Source organism: Chitinophaga sp. RCC_12 (genome assembly GCF_041360695.1).
In the GTDB taxonomy this organism is placed as follows: Bacteria; Bacteroidota; Bacteroidia; order Chitinophagales; family Chitinophagaceae; genus Chitinophaga.
Genome location: NZ_JBFUPS010000001.1, coordinates 636,938 through 654,121 on the forward strand (window position 1 = coordinate 636,938; position 17,184 = coordinate 654,121).

Annotated in this window: 13 protein-coding genes; 12 read left to right on the top strand and 1 reads right to left on the bottom strand. The window is 46.5% G+C overall.

All coding sequences use genetic code 11. The features are described 5' to 3' along the window. The first annotated feature begins 43 nt into the window (after positions 1-43). From nhaA to AB6805_RS02615, 5 genes are all read left to right on the top strand, one after another. Entirely contained in the window at positions 44-1,255 is a 1,212-nt protein-coding gene (gene nhaA / locus AB6805_RS02595; RefSeq protein WP_370907905.1) for a Na+/H+ antiporter NhaA, read from the top strand. An 84-nt stretch (positions 1,256-1,339) separates the two neighbouring features. Further along, positions 1,340-1,867 (top strand): hypothetical protein, encoded by a 528-nt coding sequence (locus tag AB6805_RS02600; RefSeq protein WP_370907906.1) that lies wholly within the window; start codon positions 1,340-1,342, stop codon positions 1,865-1,867. Positions 1,868-1,966: 99 nt separating this feature from the next. Next, the gene (locus AB6805_RS02605) at positions 1,967-3,484 is read left to right on the top strand and encodes an NAD(P)H-hydrate dehydratase (protein ID WP_370907907.1); all 1,518 of its coding nucleotides are present in this window, start codon (positions 1,967-1,969) and stop codon (positions 3,482-3,484) included. Positions 3,485-3,664: 180 nt separating this feature from the next. Further along, positions 3,665-5,878, top strand: coding sequence for a sodium-translocating pyrophosphatase (locus AB6805_RS02610; RefSeq protein WP_370907908.1), 2,214 nt, complete (start codon positions 3,665-3,667; stop codon positions 5,876-5,878). A gap of 617 nt (positions 5,879-6,495) precedes the next feature. Next, the gene (locus AB6805_RS02615; RefSeq protein ID WP_370907909.1) at positions 6,496-7,125 is read left to right on the top strand and encodes an NAD(P)-dependent oxidoreductase; all 630 of its coding nucleotides are present in this window, start codon (positions 6,496-6,498) and stop codon (positions 7,123-7,125) included. Between the two features lie 48 nt (positions 7,126-7,173). Here AB6805_RS02615 and AB6805_RS02620 read toward each other — a convergent pair whose 3' ends face one another. After that, positions 7,174-8,172 carry a helix-turn-helix transcriptional regulator gene (locus tag AB6805_RS02620; RefSeq protein WP_370907910.1) on the bottom strand — a complete coding sequence of 333 codons (999 nt, stop codon included), beginning with the start codon at positions 8,170-8,172 and terminating at the stop codon, positions 7,174-7,176. A 108-nt stretch (positions 8,173-8,280) separates the two neighbouring features. On the opposite strand from AB6805_RS02620, the gene AB6805_RS02625 reads away from it, so the two are divergent. The 7 genes from AB6805_RS02625 to AB6805_RS02655 all read left to right on the top strand — a co-directional run bounded on the left by AB6805_RS02625 (position 8,281) and on the right by AB6805_RS02655 (position 17,119). Next, positions 8,281-8,493, top strand: a complete 213-nt coding sequence (locus AB6805_RS02625) for a hypothetical protein (RefSeq protein WP_079473379.1) — start codon at positions 8,281-8,283, stop codon at positions 8,491-8,493. Between the two features lie 183 nt (positions 8,494-8,676). After that, the gene (locus tag AB6805_RS02630) at positions 8,677-11,058 is read left to right on the top strand and encodes a carboxypeptidase-like regulatory domain-containing protein (RefSeq protein ID WP_370907911.1); all 2,382 of its coding nucleotides are present in this window, start codon (positions 8,677-8,679) and stop codon (positions 11,056-11,058) included. Positions 11,059-11,079: 21 nt separating this feature from the next. After that, positions 11,080-11,943, top strand: a complete 864-nt coding sequence (locus AB6805_RS02635) for a DUF4249 domain-containing protein (RefSeq protein ID WP_370907912.1) — start codon at positions 11,080-11,082, stop codon at positions 11,941-11,943. A gap of 120 nt (positions 11,944-12,063) precedes the next feature. Then, the gene (locus AB6805_RS02640) at positions 12,064-12,927 is read left to right on the top strand and encodes a sterol desaturase family protein (protein ID WP_370907913.1); all 864 of its coding nucleotides are present in this window, start codon (positions 12,064-12,066) and stop codon (positions 12,925-12,927) included. 303 nt (positions 12,928-13,230) lie between these two features. Next, positions 13,231-13,620 (top strand): BlaI/MecI/CopY family transcriptional regulator, encoded by a 390-nt coding sequence (locus AB6805_RS02645; protein ID WP_370907914.1) that lies wholly within the window; start codon positions 13,231-13,233, stop codon positions 13,618-13,620. Between the two features lie 10 nt (positions 13,621-13,630). Next, entirely contained in the window at positions 13,631-15,874 is a 2,244-nt protein-coding gene (locus AB6805_RS02650) for a M56 family metallopeptidase (RefSeq protein ID WP_370907915.1), read from the top strand. Between the two features lie 114 nt (positions 15,875-15,988). Then, a complete protein-coding gene (locus AB6805_RS02655) occupies positions 15,989-17,119 on the top strand; it encodes a C1 family peptidase (RefSeq protein WP_370907916.1) in 1,131 nt (376 codons plus the stop codon). The last annotated feature ends 65 nt before the right edge of the window (positions 17,120-17,184 follow it).

Below are 17,184 nucleotides of genomic sequence, written 5' to 3' on the forward strand. Positions count from 1 at the left end.
TTTCCAATATCATCTTTCCTGAATATTTTTAATAAAAAAGATTGTGATTAAGAACTCTATTAACATCATCCGGAAAACACTGATATCCCCTATCCACACTTTCCTGAAAGATAGTCGCGCGGTAGGAATTGTACTCATTGTATGCACCGTCATATCAATGGTACTGGCTAACACTGGCGCCCATGAAGATTATATAGGATTCTGGAATACGTTATTTGATCCCGCAGGCGGCCACCATTACCAATACCGGTCGTTGCACCTGCCCAACTCCTACCTGTTATGGATAAACGACGGCATGATGGTACTGTTCTTTTTTCTCGTAGGCATGGAAATAAAAAGAGAACTCACCGTAGGAGAATTATCTTCAGTACGCAAATCCATTTTGCCTGTACTGGCCGCCATAGGCGGCATGCTGTTTCCCGCGCTGATCTTCGTCCTCTTTAATAAAAATACCGCCTATGCACATGGCTGGGGTATTCCGATGGCCACCGATATTGCTTTTTCACTGGGCATTTTATCCCTGCTGGGTAGACGCGTACCGGTAGCACTCAAGATCTTCCTGATGGCGCTGGCCATCATCGACGACCTGGGCGCCATATTAACCATTGCTATCTTCTACACCCCACACCTCGACGTAAAATATTTACTGATCGGCGGCGGCGTTTTACTCATACCACTGTTGCTGAATTTCCTGAAAGTGCAGCGCCTGATCTTTTATTATATTCCTGGTATTGTACTCTGGTATTGCCTTTTCAATTCAGGCGTGCATGCCACAATTGCAGGCGTATTGCTGGCGTTTTGTATTCCGCAGGAGCGTATAGCCGGACTGGTGCATAGTTTACACGACCCGGTGAATTTTATTATCATGCCCGTATTTGCGCTTGCCAATACCGCGATCCTGTTACCGGCAGATATCAGCGGCGCGCTCCATAATAACATCAGTTATGGCATCATTGCCGGGCTGGTATTGGGAAAACCACTGGGCATATTTACACTTTCCTTTGCTGCCGTAAAACTCAAACTGGCTACCCTGCCTTCAAAATCGGGCTGGTTACAGCTTGCCGGCGTCGGACTTATTGCCGGCATTGGTTTTACCATGTCTATTTTCATTTCTTCACTGGCTTATCAAGAGAGGGAAATGCAGATTATAGCCATCATGTCAGTGATTGTTGCCTCTCTTGCAGCAGGTATCGCGGGATTCATTTTTCTACGCCTGATCAAACCGGTTGGCACTGTTCTTGCAAAGCAACCGTGAATTAATTTCGTCGTGTATATACTTTAGAGAACAAGCCAACGTTTCTCAACGTATATTTTTAAGTTTCATTCAAACAACACATCTATGAAAAAAGTCGTGTTACTTTTCAGCCTTATTGCTGTAATTGCGATCCAGGCAAACGCGCAGAAGAAAAAAAGCTATCAGAGCAGCGATCCATCCAACTACGAAACTGCACTGGGTATCCGCCTCAATCCGTGGGTAGTGGGCTTTACCATTAAGCACTTTATTACAGGTCCACACGCCATCGAAGGACTGGTAACCACCAATCACTCACACAAAACAAATGTTACTTTTACCGGATTGTATGAATACAACTGGAACATAGGTATGCCTGAACTGAACATGTATGCCGGTGGTGGTGCGCACGTAGGTTTCTACGACCGTCGCGATTACGACTGGGACCGTTATGTGGAAAAAGGCAAGGGTACTTATGTGTCTCCCGGTCTGGATGCCATCATTGGTATCGAATATACTTTCAAGAAAATTCCTTTGAACATCAGTGCTGATCTGAAACCTTACGTACAGTTTGTTGGACCCACCAACTATCTTGGTGAGGAGATCGGCGGTGTGTCTGCCCGATATACTTTTTAATCCCGGCGACCACTTCATTACAAACGGATCATGAGGCAAGCATGGTCCGTTTTTTTATGTTCCTTATTTTGGAGTAATTTTAATGTTCAACTTTCCGACATGAAAATCTTCTCCGCTGCACAGATCAGGGAGGCAGATGCCTTCACCATTGCTCATGAACCCATCAGCAGTACACACCTGATGGAAAGGGCGGCCGGACAATGTGCAGCCTGGCTGGAAGATCATTATTCTCCCTCCCATCCTATTTATATTTTTTGCGGAAAAGGAAATAACGGGGGAGATGGACTGGTCATCGCCCGTTTAATGCTCGGACATGGCTACGAAGTACATACCGGCATATTGCAGCATAGCAGCAAAGCAAGCCCCGACCACGAACATCAGCTGCATATCCTGCAACAGCAATACCCCGCCGGAATTTATACCATCGGCGATATATCCGACTTCCCGGAACTTCCTCCCAACGCTATTATCATTGACGCTATTTTTGGTACAGGCATGAGCCGGCCGGTTGACGGATGGGTAGCAGGTATTATACACCTTATCAACGACCAGCGCCACAAACATCCCATTATAGCCATAGATATGCCCTCCGGGCTGATGGCCGATGAAAGCAGTGTGCATAATCCTGTTGTACAGGCGCATACCACCCTGAGCTTCGAATTTTATAAACTGGCTTTCCTGTTACCCGAAAATGCGCCCTACGCAGGAGATGTACATATCCTGCCAATTGGGCTGCACCCGGAATATATAACGCAAACGCCTGCACGATATCACCTGTCCGATCGCGAAATGATGCGTACCATTTACCGGCCGCGTGATCCCTTTGCACATAAAGGCACCTACGGCCACGCATTACTCATTGCCGGCAGCTATGGAAAAATGGGCGCAGCAGTATTGAGTGCCCGTGCCTGTTTACGCGCCGGAGTAGGGCTGCTTACCTGTCATGTTCCCCAGTGCGGCACCCAGATCTTGCAGATCAGCGAACCGGCGGCTATGTGCATCACTGATGAAGACGCCCACTACAGCACCCATTTTCATAAAGGAATCAGTTCTGCCGGTTACAAAGCCATCGGTATTGGTCCGGGTATCGATAAACAGCCCGGAACCGCCAAATCGTTCGAAGCGCTGATGGACGCCTGGCAACGCCCGATGGTGATAGACGCCGACGCCCTCAACCTGCTTTCCGTATATTCCTACCTGTTATACAAAGTGCCTAAGGGATCCCTGCTTACCCCACATCCGAAAGAATTTGAGCGGTTATTCGGCAAAACGGCCAACGATGTGGCACGGCTGGAATTACTATCAAAAAAAGCCGTAGACCTGCAGCTGTATATTTTATTGAAAGGACGGTATACTGCGATTGCCTGTCCTGATGGCGCCGTATATTTTAACCACACCGGCAACCCCGGTATGGCTACCGGTGGCAGCGGGGATGTGCTCACGGGGATCTTAACCGGTTTGCTGGCGCAGGACTATACCCCAAAAGCCGCTATGCTGCTAGGCGTGTGGCTGCACGGTTATGCCGGCGATCTGGCAGCAGCGCAGCTCTCGCAGGAAGCCATGACTGCCTCCGACATTATCGCCTCACTGGGCAATGCCTTCCGGGAAGGCATCTGAGCGCTTTATTTTTTTTCGCCTGAAATACTTACCCATGGCCCATGTGTACAATAATTTTATTTACCGGGTACACAATTAATAATTTATGTTTTATATTCATTTGAATATTTTTTTTTGGAATCCTATTTTTTTTAATTACTAAACTTTTTTGTCAACCACGTATTTGTAAATTTCGCTTACATGAATATAGTTTACCTCGTTCCATGTTTTGGATTATTGGCTTTGTTGTATACGGCTGTTAAAAGCTCCTGGGTTACACGCCAGGATGCTGGAAACGACAAGATGAAAGAGATAGCCCAGCATATCGCTGAAGGCGCTATGGCATTTCTGAAAGCTGAGTATAAAGTCCTTATTTATTTTGTGATTATTGCCGCCCTGCTATTGGGATACATGGGAGCTACACATGAAAACTCCCACTGGTCCATCGCGCTGGCTTTCGTGATTGGCGCAGTGTTCTCTGCCACCGCGGGGTTCATAGGCATGAAAATAGCCACCAAAGCCAATGTGCGTACTGCGCATGCGGCACGTACCAGTCTTGCTAAAGCGCTGCAGGTGTCTTTTACCGGCGGTTCGGTAATGGGAATGGGTGTTGCCGGTTTGGCTGTTCTCGGATTAGGCTCCTTATTTATTATACTGAAATCATATTTCGGGGCGGAAGCGAATACTGCTGAAATGATCAAAACCATTGAAGTGCTCACTGGTTTTTCATTAGGCGCAGAAAGTATTGCCCTGTTTGCCCGCGTGGGTGGCGGTATTTACACCAAAGCAGCCGATGTGGGCGCTGACCTGGTGGGTAAAGTGGAAGCCGGCATCCCGGAAGACGATCCCCGGAACCCTGCCACCATTGCCGATAACGTAGGCGACAACGTAGGCGACGTAGCCGGTATGGGCGCCGACCTGTTCGGTTCTTATGTAGCTACCGTATTAGCCACGATGGTACTCGGTTCTGAAACCGTTTCCCATGACGCATTCGGCGGCATCGCTCCTATCCTGCTGCCAATGATCATCGCCGGCGCAGGCATCATCTTCTCTATGATCGGTACCCTGTTTGTACGCATCGGCGAAGGCTCCGGCCTGAATACCGGCGTGGTACAAAAAGCGCTGAACATGGGAAACTGGGGTTCTATTATATTAACAGCCATCGTTTCCTACTTCCTGGTAAACTGGATCCTCCCGGAAAGTGCCATGACCTTGCGCGGTCATGAATTCACCCGCGGACAGGTATTTGGCGCCATCATGGTAGGACTGGCCGTAGGTACGCTGATCAGCATCATCACAGAATATTATACCGCGATGGGTAAACGTCCGGTAAAATCAATTATCCGTCAATCTGCTACCGGCGCCGCCACCAATATTATCGGTGGGTTGTCTGTTGGTATGGAATCCACTACCCTGCCCATCCTGGTGCTGGCTGCAGGTATTGCCGGTTCCTTCCACCTGGCGGGATTATACGGTGTGGCCATTGCGGCCGCTGGTATGATGGCTACTACGGCCATGCAGCTGGCTATCGACGCCTTCGGCCCCATTGCCGATAACGCCGGTGGTATTGCTGAAATGAGCGAGCTTCCAAAAGAAGTAAGAGAAAAAACAGATATCCTCGATGCAGTAGGTAACACCACCGCCGCTACCGGTAAGGGTTTTGCCATCGCCTCTGCTGCCTTAACGGCACTGGCGCTGTTTGCCGCCTTTGTAGGTGTAGCCGGTATCCAGGGTATCGATATTTATAAAGCGAATGTACTGGCAGGTTTGTTTGTGGGTGGGATGATCCCGTTCATCTTCTCCTCCCTGGCTATTGCGGCGGTAGGCCGTGCAGCTATGGCGATGGTGGAAGAAGTACGCCGCCAGTTCCGTGAAATCCCCGGCATCATGGAAGGTACCGGCAAACCGGAATACGATAAATGTGTGGCTATTTCCACGCAGGCATCTATCCGTGAAATGATGCTGCCTGGCGCTATCGCCCTGATTTCACCTTTACTGGTAGGCTTTATAGCCGGTCCGGAAGTATTGGGTGGGTTCCTCGCCGGCGCTACAGTTAGCGGCGTGCTGATGGGAATTTTCCAGAACAACGCCGGTGGCGCCTGGGACAATGCAAAAAAATCTTTCGAGAAAGGCGTTGAAATCAATGGCGAAACCTATTACAAAAAGTCTGAGCCACATAAAGCATCCGTAACCGGTGATACCGTAGGTGATCCGTTCAAAGATACTTCCGGCCCAAGTATGAACATCCTCATCAAACTGATGTCTATCGTATCGTTGGTGATTGCGCCCACGCTGGCCGAAATGTTTCATACCAAGCAGCCACCGGTTCCTCCTACTGTTAAAACAGAAACCGTGCAGCCGGCCGCCAAAAAGGTGAGCAGCAAGGCTACGGCCTACCTCTTGGAAAAGAGATAGCGGAGGTTGTCTTTCTCAGGATTACGCTGATTTTACTGATTTAAAGGATTTTACTTTTTGGATTTTATAAAGGATTTGGGGAGATGTAAGCGGATATTTTCGCTTGTATCTCCCCAAATTATTTATAAAATTATCTGAAAATAAAATCAAAGAAATCAGTATAATCAGCGAGAAAGACAACCTCCGCTTACATCTCCCCAAATCCTTTAAAATCCAACATGGTCAAATCCCCTAAATCAGTAAAATCAGCGTAATCCTGAGAAAGACAAAATCCGCTTACATCTCCCCAAATCCCTTAAAATCCAACGCGATCAAATCCCCTGAATCAGTAAAATCAGCGTAATCCTGAGAAAGACAAAATCCGCTTACATCTCCCCAAATCCTTTAAAATCCAACATGATCAAATCCCCTGAATCAGTATAATCAGCGTAATCAGCGAGAAAGACAAAATTCGCTTGGTAATTAAAATATCTTCCCTATCTTTGTACTGTAATTATTTTTATTACAGATCAGAGGATCTGTTTTTTTATCCTCTAAACTGTAATATTTTTTCTAACAATTAGAACAATCAGCACGGGCAGGCTGTATTATTTAGTCACTACAAAAAAATTAACATCATGAAAGTTGCCATCATCGGAGCATCCGGATTTATAGGATCAGCCATTTTAAATGAAGCGCTGAGCAGAGGACATGAAGTAACGGCCATCGTTCGTCACCCGGAAAAGATAACCGTTACCAACGCACATCTTACTGTAAAGAAAGGAGACGCCACCAACGAAGCAGAAATCACTCCGCTGCTGGCCGGCAATGAAGCTGTGATCAGCGCTTACAGCGCCCACGACTCCGCTACTTACGTAAAAGCTATCAACGCCATTATTAATGCTACCAAAAAGTCCGGTATCAAAAGACTCATCGCCGTTAGTGGTGCAGGCAGCCTGGAAATAGCCCCTGGTGTACAATTGCTGGATACCCCCGAATTCCCCGCAGAGTGGAAAGGCGGCGCCACTGCCACCCGCGACGCATTCAATGTGATTAAACAGTCCACAGACCTCGACTGGACCGTAATAAGCCCGGCTATGATGATAGAACCAGGTGAACGTACCGGTAAATTCCGTTTGGGCACCAACCAGGTAGTGTTCAATGATAAAGGAGAGAGTAAAATTTCTTCAGCCGACTACGCAGTAGCCCTAGTGGATGAACTGGAACAACCAAAACATATCAAACAACGCTTTACACTGGCGTATTAATACTAAAAAGGACAGGAGCAACCAACGGTTGCTCCTGTCCTTTTTTATTTAACCCCTGACTTTCCCGGGACTCACCCCGAATTTCTTACGGAAAGCAGTACTGAAGTGCTGGGGAGAGGAATATCCGGCCTGCTCTGCGATGAGCGCCATGGGCAAATCTCCGCCCATTATCAGTTTCCTGGCCAGCTCCAGGCGGTGGTCGTTCAAATAACCAAATACCGTATTATCAAAAATGGCTTTAAAGCCTGATTTCAACTTAAACTCATTCAACCCTGCTTTGCGCGATAACTCCTCCAGGCTTAACGGCTCCTGGATATGCTGCAATACCAGGTCCCTCGCATAATACAGCTTCTCTACATCCTGTGAAGTAATTTTATTACGCAAAGGCGTACCGGACGATTGCGCCACTTCCATCTGCTCACATTGCAGGGCAAGCAGCTCCATGGCTTTCGACTGCAAAAACAGCTTTTTCAAACCTCCCTGGAATTTACACTGCCGCACTTCCTCCATCGCCATGCGCATACGAGGCGTAATCCGGGGATTATACTTATCGGCCAGCGTCACGGATTTATTCCCCGCCACGTTATTGGCCAGTTGATCCAGCACGCGCCCATTGTTTTCCGCCAGCTCCAGGAACCGCGCCGGCGTAAAGCTCATACCTAAAAAGAGAATGTCCCGCTGCTTCTTTACGCCCACAGTCTCCAGTTGCTCGGGACTAAACATGAGATTATGTTCCTGTGTGGAAAACCTGAAATTGTCCGAAATCCCCCCAAGGGTTGTAGTAATGTCTCCCTGCTCCATGAATAACATCATGACACGGGGCTCCATAAAATCTGAAGAAACATGGATATTCTCGTACACCTCCGCCTTGCAACAGGCAATACTGGTGCCCTCGAAATTATATTCGTGCACAGTTGCGGAGCCAAAATCCTTATGCAGTTCCTGGGTTTCTTCAATCATTCCCCTGGAACGGATCTTATGGTAATCGAAAGGAATTTCTTCCACTAGCAATACCTGGTTGGCATCATCTGTAATAACTACGCCCATAAAAAAATCCGTTTCGTATAATTGATAATCCGTCTCGTGTAACAGCTATATGGGATAACAGTAGCAAATTTGCATAAAAATATTCCGAATCAAAAAAAATTATCATCTATGTTGGGAATATTCCGTACCAATATTACAACTGTTCAGGATAGAAACAATGTTATTGACGCCATTTCAGCACAATTTACCGTAAATGCCTGTAGCGTAGACCTGGAAGACTGTGACAAAGTATTACGTATTGTAAGCCCTCAATCACTAGCAGAACAAACAATTATAGATTTTGTAACCCGGCTCGGGTTTAACTGTGCCATCCTGGACTGACAGGGCTTCGTATTTTATTGGAAAAGGAAGGCCCGGGCCTTCCTTTTTTCGTTAAATCATGTTGTAACACAATTATGATTTAAAAAAATAATTTATCGCCGTAGGGGTATCATATTTTTGCGACGTCTTATATGCATGCTACAAAAATGCAACAGACATTATATAAAACTGCATCTGACTTTTATGAAAACTAAGGTAACCATGTTGCTGTCTCTGCTCATTTTAATTCTCGCAGGACAATCAACAACCGCACAGCAGCAACGATATACCGTGAGCGGCTATGTAAAGGATAAGAAGAACGGGGAAAGCCTGGTAGGCATCTCTATTGGTAAAAGCGGCACCAGTCTGGGTACGGTGAGCAACCAATACGGATTTTACTCCCTCACGCTTCCGGCCGGAGAACACGAACTGCAGTTCTCCTATATGGGCTACGGTACCTATAAAACTACTGTTAACCTGAAAAAGAACGTAACGCTCGACGTAAGCATGGAAGCCACCAGCAGCCAGCTGAACGTAGTTACCGTTAACGGCCAGAAACAGGAAAGGACCGTCAATACCCTGAATACCAGCATCAATAAACTGGATATACAGCAAATGAAAAAGATGCCCACCTTCATGGGTGAGGTAGATGTACTGCGGGCCATTCAAACCCTGCCCGGTGTGAACACCGTGGGTGAAGGCGCTTCCGGCTTTAACGTACGCGGTGGTAACAGCGACGAAAACCTCATTCTCCTGGATGAAGCGCCTGTATACAACTCCACCCACATGCTCGGCTTCTTCTCTGTATTCAACCCCGATGCCGTTAAAAGTCTCAACCTGATCAAAGGCGGATTTCCCGCTGAATACGGTGGCAGAACCTCTTCTGTACTGGATATCCGTATGAAAGACGGTAACAACCAGGACTTCAACGTAAACGGTGGTATTGGTAACATTTTCAGCCGTTTGTCGGTAGAAGGCCCGCTGGTAAAGGATAAATCTTCCTTTATAGTGGCTGCCAGAAGATCTTATATAGATATCCTGATGAAACCTTTTGTAAAAGGTGATATGAAAGATACCAAGCTCAATTTCTATGATCTCACTGCTAAAGCCAACTACAAGTTCAATAAAAATAACTCCTTGTTTGTAAGCGGTTACTTCGGCAGGGACGTTTTTGGTTTTGGAAAAGACATCAACATGAACTGGGGCAACAGTACCGCCACCGTAAGATGGAACCACGTATTCACCAACCGCCTGTTCATGAACTTTACTACTTATTATAGTAAGTATGATTACAGCCTGAAATTCAGCAACGACTCAAAGAAAGCAAACGGGGAAGAATCACAGGGTTACGACTGGACATCCAACATCATTAACTATGGCGTAAAACCTTCCTTCACCTACTACATCAATGCCGCTAACAGCCTGCATTTTGGAGTACAGGGCATCTATTATACCTTTAAACCAGGTACAGGTACCAGCACAGAAGGTGCATTGCAACACGTTAAACAAATTAACGATCAGCACGCACTGGAGTCAGCCGTATACCTGGATCACGAATTTAAACCCACAAAGAAATTTGGTATCCAGTACGGTGGCCGCTTATCTGCCTATCAATTCATCGGTAAAGGAACTGCTTATTATTTTGCCGATACAACACCAGGCATACGCAAAAGATTGATCAGCAGTAAAGACTTCGACGCCAATGACCGGATCAAAGGCTACTATTACTTTGAACCCAGGATCAGCGCCCGGTACGCGTTTACAGACCAACACGCTGTAAAGCTGGCCTATAGCAGAACTACACAGTTCATGCACCAGCTGTCTAATACCGCATCCCCTACTCCCCTGGATATCTGGACACCCAGCACCAACAATATTAAACCAATGGTGTCTGACCAATATACTGCGGGCTACTTCTACAATGCGCCTAACGACGCCTACGAACTGTCGGCCGAAGTGTTTTATAAAACAACCGACAACCAGCTGGATTATATCGACAATGCCAACCTGCAGCTGAACCCGCTCATCGAAGCAGATCTGCTGCCTTCGCAGGGACGCGCATACGGACTGGAACTTTACGTGAAAAAAGATATCGGCAAAACTACCGGTTGGGTAAGCTACACCCTGTCACGCACAGAAAGGAAAACCATCGGCATCAGTATGGATGAATGGTTCCTGAACCGCTACGACCGCACCCATAACCTGAACCTGGTGTTAACGCATACTTTCACCAAACGTACTTCCCTCTCAGCCAACTGGGTGTTCGCCTCCGGCACACCAGGCACCTTTGCCGACAACAGGCTGGAATTCCAGGACTGGGACATTCCTTACAACAGTACAGAGAAACGCAATAACTACCGCCTGCCAGCGTATCACAGACTGGATCTGTCTATGACACTGAAAGGCAAACAGCTGAAACGCTGGAAAGGAGAATGGGTGTTCTCACTGTATAACGTATATGCCCGCAGAAATGCTTACACCATTTACTTTAAGCAAAACGACGATGATCCTACCAAACGGGAAGCAGTACGCATGTCTATCATAGGCTCTATCATTCCTGGTATCACATATAACTTCAAGTTCTAATTGTCCAAAATTCAAGATCAGATGAAAAAGTCATTATTCCTCATATTGTTTGCTGTTGCTGCGGGTTTTACGGCCTGCGAAGACAAGATCGACCTGGACATTGCGAAAGGAAAATCCTATCCGGTACTGGATGCGTGGATTACCAATGAAACCGGGATACAAACCATTAAGTTCACCATGTCGGTACCTTATACAGATAACAGCCCGGCGCCCATCATCGACGATGCAAAGATCACCCTGTTTGACCTGACCAGCGGCGAGTCTTATCCATTCCTGTTCAAAGACAACAAATACACCTACGATGCGTCTGCTAAAGCTATCGGCATTATAGGCCATGGATACAAGCTGCACGTGGAGCTGAAAGGTGAAATATTTGAAGCCTTCGACAGTATCAAAAGAGTTACCACGGTTGATTCCATCTCTTATGAATTCAAAACAAAAGAAGAATCAATCAGTGGCAAAGAAGGCTACTATGCCAAGTTCCACGCCAGGGACCTGTCTGGCGCAACCGACTATTACTGGATCCGCTCTTACCGCAATGATACACTGAAACGCCTGGAAGATAACTTCTCCATTGATGGTTCCTATGATGAAGGCGTTTCCGATGGCAACACTTTCATTTTACCGATAAGAGAAGGTATTACAGATTACGATAAACCTTTCCAGGCAAATGAAAAGGCCATTGTAAGAATGCTTTCCCTTACCCACCCCAGCTACGATTTCCTCACCCAGGTAAATAACCAGGTAAATTCCGGCGGATTGTTTGCCAAAGTATTGGAAAACGTAAAAAGCAATGTACATAACACCACTCCTTCCGGTAAAACGAGGATCCTTGGCTGGTTTGGTACATCTGCTGTAAGCCGCGCAGAGAGAACATTTAAATAGTGCCTGTTTTTTAAATATTAAATGCAGCGGGGAAGCTTTTTCTCCGCTGCATTTTTGCTTTAGTTACCCCGGGAAGCCCCGCAAAAATTCGTTAACTTCCGTAACAGAAAGTTACCACATATGCCTCCCGACCTGATAACATATGCCATTCCCGGATTTGTGCTGCTGATACTGCTGGAAATCATTTTCACAGCGATCGACAAAAAGAACATGTACGAACCGAAAGATGCGCTCAGCAGCATTGCGATGGGCCTCGGCAATGTGTTTATCGGGATCTTCACCAAAGCCGTTATTTTCGGCATCTATCTTTTCCTTTACCAGTTCCGGCTGTTTACCCTGGGCTTTACCTGGTGGGCATGGGTGTTATGTTTTTTTGCAGATGATTTCAGTTACTACTGGTTTCATCGGAGCAGTCATAGTATCCGTTTTTTCTGGGCCTCACATGTCATCCATCATTCGTCTGAAAAATACAACCTCGCCACGGCCGTGCGCCAAACATGGACCGGCAACTTAACCGGCACCTTTACTTTCTGGCTCTGGATGCCGCTCGTTGGGTTCCATCCGGTGATGATAATGAGTATGCAGGCGATCAGCCTGATCTACCAGTTCTGGATTCATACAGAGGTGATCCATAAATTACCGGCCCCCATAGAGTATATATTCAATACCCCCTCTCATCACCGCGTGCATCATGGCTCCGACATCGATTACCTGGACCGCAACCATGCAGGCATCCTCATTATCTGGGATCGCATGTTTGGCACCTTCACACCGGAAAAGCAGCGACCGGTATATGGCCTCACCAAAAATATACACACCTATAATCCCTTCCGTATTGCCACCCATGAATGGCTGGATATCTGGCGGGATGTACGACATGCCCGCTCCTTACGCGAGGCAGCCCATTATATTTTTGACGCTCCCGGCTGGAGCGCGGATGGCAGCCGGCGAACCACGCGCCAGCTGCGGCGTGGGGAGACCTGAGCGGAGGTTGTCTTTCTCGCTGATTACGCTGATTATACTGATTTGTTTGATTTTACTTTTAGGATTTTTTAAAGGATTTAATGGATTGGGAGAATAAACAAATACATCCGCTTTTATCTCCCCAAATCCTTTAAAATCAAAAAGTGATCAAATCCTTAAAATCAGTATAATCAGCGTAATCAGCGAGAAAGACAACCTCCGCGAAAAAAAATTTCGCCCAATATTTTGCAATTACGAAAACTATCGTACATTTGTTTACGAAGATATTCGTACAACAATAATCATCATCCATAAATCATTGCTTTGAAACAGATCCGGCCTACAGAAAGTGAATTGGAAATTTTGGGCGTTCTTTGGGAAAAAGGCCCCAGCACCGTTCGTGAGATACATGAGATCTTATCTCAAACGAAAGATGCCGGCTACACCACTACCCTCAAACTGATGCAGATCATGCATGAAAAAGAGCTGTTGCAGCGCGATACCAGCAGCAAAACTCATGTATACACTGCCGCCATTTCACAGCAGAAAACACAGCAACAATTACTGGACAAAATGATAGATACCGTTTTTGGCGGTTCCGCTTCACAACTGGTAATGCAGGCCCTCGGCCACCATCAGTCGTCTGGAGAAGAACTGGAAAAGATCCGGCAATATCTTACTACAATAGAAAAACAACAAAAGGAAAACAGGTAAATCTAGTACTATGAATGTATTACCTATTACGGGCGACTTTGTACGCGCCCTGGGTTGGACAATCCTTCATTCCATGTGGCAGGCGTTCTTCATTTACGCATGTTTACGGATAGTATTAAAACTCTGGCCCCAGGCCGGCGCACGGATAAAATACAACCTGTCGCTGCTCTCGCTCTCGGGCATTTTTACCTGGTTCCTCGCTACGTTGTATATGCATATACAACGGCTGCAGGAAGCAAGAGAAGCAGTACAACACTTCAGTGGCACCCTTACCTTACAGGAGCCGGTTCATCTTACTGCTGTGTATCCCAGCCAGGACCCGCTGATATGGCTGTTTCCCAACCTTGAGCTTTGTTTTCCTTTCGTGGTAACACTATATATTGCGGGCATGACCGGCATGATCATTAAACTGCTGTCCGATCTGTTTCAACTCCGTAAAATCCGCACAACCCGCATAGAGCCAATGGGCGACGCATGGGATAAACACCTGGATAAACTCGCTGCAAGATTGCAGATTCCCCGTAAGGTGAAACTGCTTATCTCCAGGCATGTACAGGTGCCTGTGATGCTGGGATTTATAAAACCCCTCATCCTCTTACCGGTGGCAATGGTGAATAACCTTACGGAAGCTCAGCTGGAAGCAGTGCTGCTGCACGAGCTGGCGCATATCAAACGCAATGATTATCTGTTGAATATCTTCCAATCAATTGTTGAAACAATTCTTTTCTTTAATCCTTTTGTATGGCTGATTTCCAAAATCATCCGTATGGAAAGGGAACATTGTTGCGACGACCTGGTAATAGCCAGCACCGCCCAACCACTGCAGTATGCGCACGCACTGGTAGCGTTGGAGGAATACCGCCTTACCGCCAACCGGCTTACCATGGCTGCTGCAGACAGTAAACAACATCTGTTTCACCGCATTAAACGCATCATGGAAATGAAAACTAAACATCTTAATTATAGCCAGAAATTTTTAGCCGTACTCATCATCGCTACCGGTCTTATATCCATCGCATGGCTCAACCCTGCTAAAGGAAAAGATCAGAACGACCAGCAGCAACCGGCAAAAGTAAAGACCGTAAAAGAAAGCACCCAGCAGAAAAAACTGGCTGCCCTTGAACCGGATGAAACTACCCGCAAATTCCGTGAACAACTGGAATCTGCTACTACGGATACCGTTGTGCCGGCGCCACCCACACCTCCATCTGCGCCCGCCGCACCCGCTCCTGAACCGGCACACACACCCGCACCAGCACCTGTTCCAACGCCATTAACACCGGTAGCACCACTGGCGCCATTAAAAGGCGATCTGTCGGTAGATGTTTCAGATATCCAGGTAACAAACCAGAGCAACGTTTCCACCAATGTAAATACACAGGTAAACGTAAATAACAAACATACAGCAACCACCAATAAAACACAGGTATATAAATTCGACTACCAATTCAATAAGGACGAAGTGCGCCAGCAAATTAAAGAAGCGCAAAAAAGCGTCCAGCAGGCCATGCAGCAGCTGAACCAGGTGGATATGAAGAAAGTACAGGCAGATATAGCCGAAGCCACCAAAAATATCAAATGGGATGAAGTATCTGCTGAAGCCCGTAAAGCCCAGGAAGAAAGCGTAAAAGCCCTGAAAAATATCGACTGGAGCAAAATCAGCGCGGCCCAGAAAGAAGCTGCTGAAGCCCTGAACAGCATTGATTTTGCAGCACTCAACAAAAATCTGCAAGCTGCATACGCCAGCGTAAACACAAAGGAATTTTACGATAAGATAAGCAAGGAAACAAAGGCCGGTCTTAAAGCAGCCAGCCTGGCAACACAAACTGCTACCGCCTCCCTGGAAGAAGTCCGCAGAAACAGGGCTGAAGCGCTCGCTAATGCTGCCAGAGTGCGGGAAAATATCGCCCGTGACAGAGAAAATGCCAAAAGAACCCGGGAAGGGGAAATGAGAGCGAAAGAAGGCGCTGAAAGAGCCAAAGAAGGTGAAAGAAGGGCAAAAGAAGGTGCAGAAAGAGCGAAGGAAGGAGAAAAAAGAGCCGCCTTTTATAAAGAAATGATCTCCCAAATGGAGGCTGACAAGCTGCTCGACGCCCAAAAAGGCTACAAGATTGAAAAAAATGAAAACGGGCTGTTCATCAATGATGTTAAACAACCCGACAATGTGGAGGCCAAATACCAGAAATACCTGCAAACAAAACGGCTTACCATAAAAGGTTCTGCAAATTCATATCATTCCGATATACAAAACTGATTTACTGCCATTCTATTGCAGATTGCATCCGTACCATTACCGTTCATACGGTAATGGTATTTTTTATTATACGGGTTCACTTATCTTTAGGTTAATAATTTAACGAGATCGTATATGAAAGCATTTTGTTTAACCCTTGCCCTGTTCACCGCCTTCGCAGCGGGTGCACAGGAAAAGGGCGTTGTAATCAGCAATCTGGAAAATGGTAAAATCAATGCAGCCACCCCGGTTAAAAATCAGGGTATGACCGGCACCTGCTGGTCATTCTCCTCTACTTCCATGGTAGAATCGGAGTGTTTACGCAAAGGCCTGCCTGAACTGGATCTCTCTGAAATGTTTACCGCCCGCAATATTTATATCGAAAAAGCCAAAAACTATGTGCGCCGACAGGGCTTCGCCCGTTTCGATGAAGGCGGACTGGCCCACGATGTAATCCATTCCATTGCCGCTTACGGCATAGAACCGGAAAGCGTTTACAGCGGTTTAAAAGGCAATGCCACCGTTCACAACCACTCAGAAATGGTGGTAACCATGAAAAAATACCTCGACAGTATCATCAAAGTATCCCCCGTGCCGGATAACTGGATATCACAGTTCACCGGTATCCTCGATCAATACATGGGAGCGCCGCCGGCCACCTTTGACTATAATGGTAAAACATATACCCCGCAAAGCTTTGCGAAGGAAGTGGTAAAATTCAATGAAGACGACTATGTTTTCCTGACCTCCTTTACACACCATCCTTTTTACAAACCTTTCATCATTGAAGTACCAGACAACTTCTCCAATGGCGCCTATTATAATGTGCCCGTAAAAGAACTGACCGGTATTACCGAGGCAGCCCTCCAAAAAGGCTACACCGTATTATGGGATGCAGATGTAAGCAACCGCGGGTTCGCCAGCAGCAAAGGCTTTGCGTTGCTTACCTCACCGGAAATCACGTTAAAAAAAGATAGTATCGATCCGGATATGACTGAACCCGTTTATACACAGGACTCACGTCAAAAGCTATATGAAGAGTTGATTACACAGGATGATCACCTGATGCACATTACGGGGATCGAAAAATCGCCAAAGGGTAAAACGTTCTTCCTGGTAAAAAATTCATGGGGTAAAAATTCCAGTCCGTTTGGTGGCTATGTAAATGTATCCGAAGCTTACTTCGCTGTAAATACCATCACCATCGTTGTTCCAAAAGCCGCACTGGATAAATCTTTCCAAAAGAAATACACCAGTACTAACTAAATATGCATGACAAAAGCGCAAAGAAATTTTCACGGTTGTATTCAGTTGCGTTGCCCCGTAAAATT

Excerpts from the sequence above, each read along its gene's own strand:
- AB6805_RS02600 (WP_370907906.1), top strand. The coding sequence starts at position 1,340 with ATGAAAAAAGTCGTGTTACTTTTCAGCCTTATTGCTGTAATTGCGATC.
- AB6805_RS02605 (WP_370907907.1), top strand. The coding sequence starts at position 1,967 with ATGAAAATCTTCTCCGCTGCACAGATCAGGGAGGCAGATGCCTTCACC.
- AB6805_RS02610 (WP_370907908.1), top strand. The coding sequence starts at position 3,665 with ATGAATATAGTTTACCTCGTTCCATGTTTTGGATTATTGGCTTTGTTG.
- AB6805_RS02615 (WP_370907909.1), top strand. The coding sequence starts at position 6,496 with ATGAAAGTTGCCATCATCGGAGCATCCGGATTTATAGGATCAGCCATT.
- AB6805_RS02620 (WP_370907910.1), bottom strand. The coding sequence starts at position 8,172 with ATGGGCGTAGTTATTACAGATGATGCCAACCAGGTATTGCTAGTGGAA.
- AB6805_RS02625 (WP_079473379.1), top strand. The coding sequence starts at position 8,281 with ATGTTGGGAATATTCCGTACCAATATTACAACTGTTCAGGATAGAAAC.
- AB6805_RS02630 (WP_370907911.1), top strand. The coding sequence starts at position 8,677 with ATGAAAACTAAGGTAACCATGTTGCTGTCTCTGCTCATTTTAATTCTC.
- AB6805_RS02635 (WP_370907912.1), top strand. The coding sequence starts at position 11,080 with ATGAAAAAGTCATTATTCCTCATATTGTTTGCTGTTGCTGCGGGTTTT.
- AB6805_RS02640 (WP_370907913.1), top strand. The coding sequence starts at position 12,064 with ATGCCTCCCGACCTGATAACATATGCCATTCCCGGATTTGTGCTGCTG.
- AB6805_RS02650 (WP_370907915.1), top strand. The coding sequence starts at position 13,631 with ATGAATGTATTACCTATTACGGGCGACTTTGTACGCGCCCTGGGTTGG.
- AB6805_RS02655 (WP_370907916.1), top strand. The coding sequence starts at position 15,989 with ATGAAAGCATTTTGTTTAACCCTTGCCCTGTTCACCGCCTTCGCAGCG.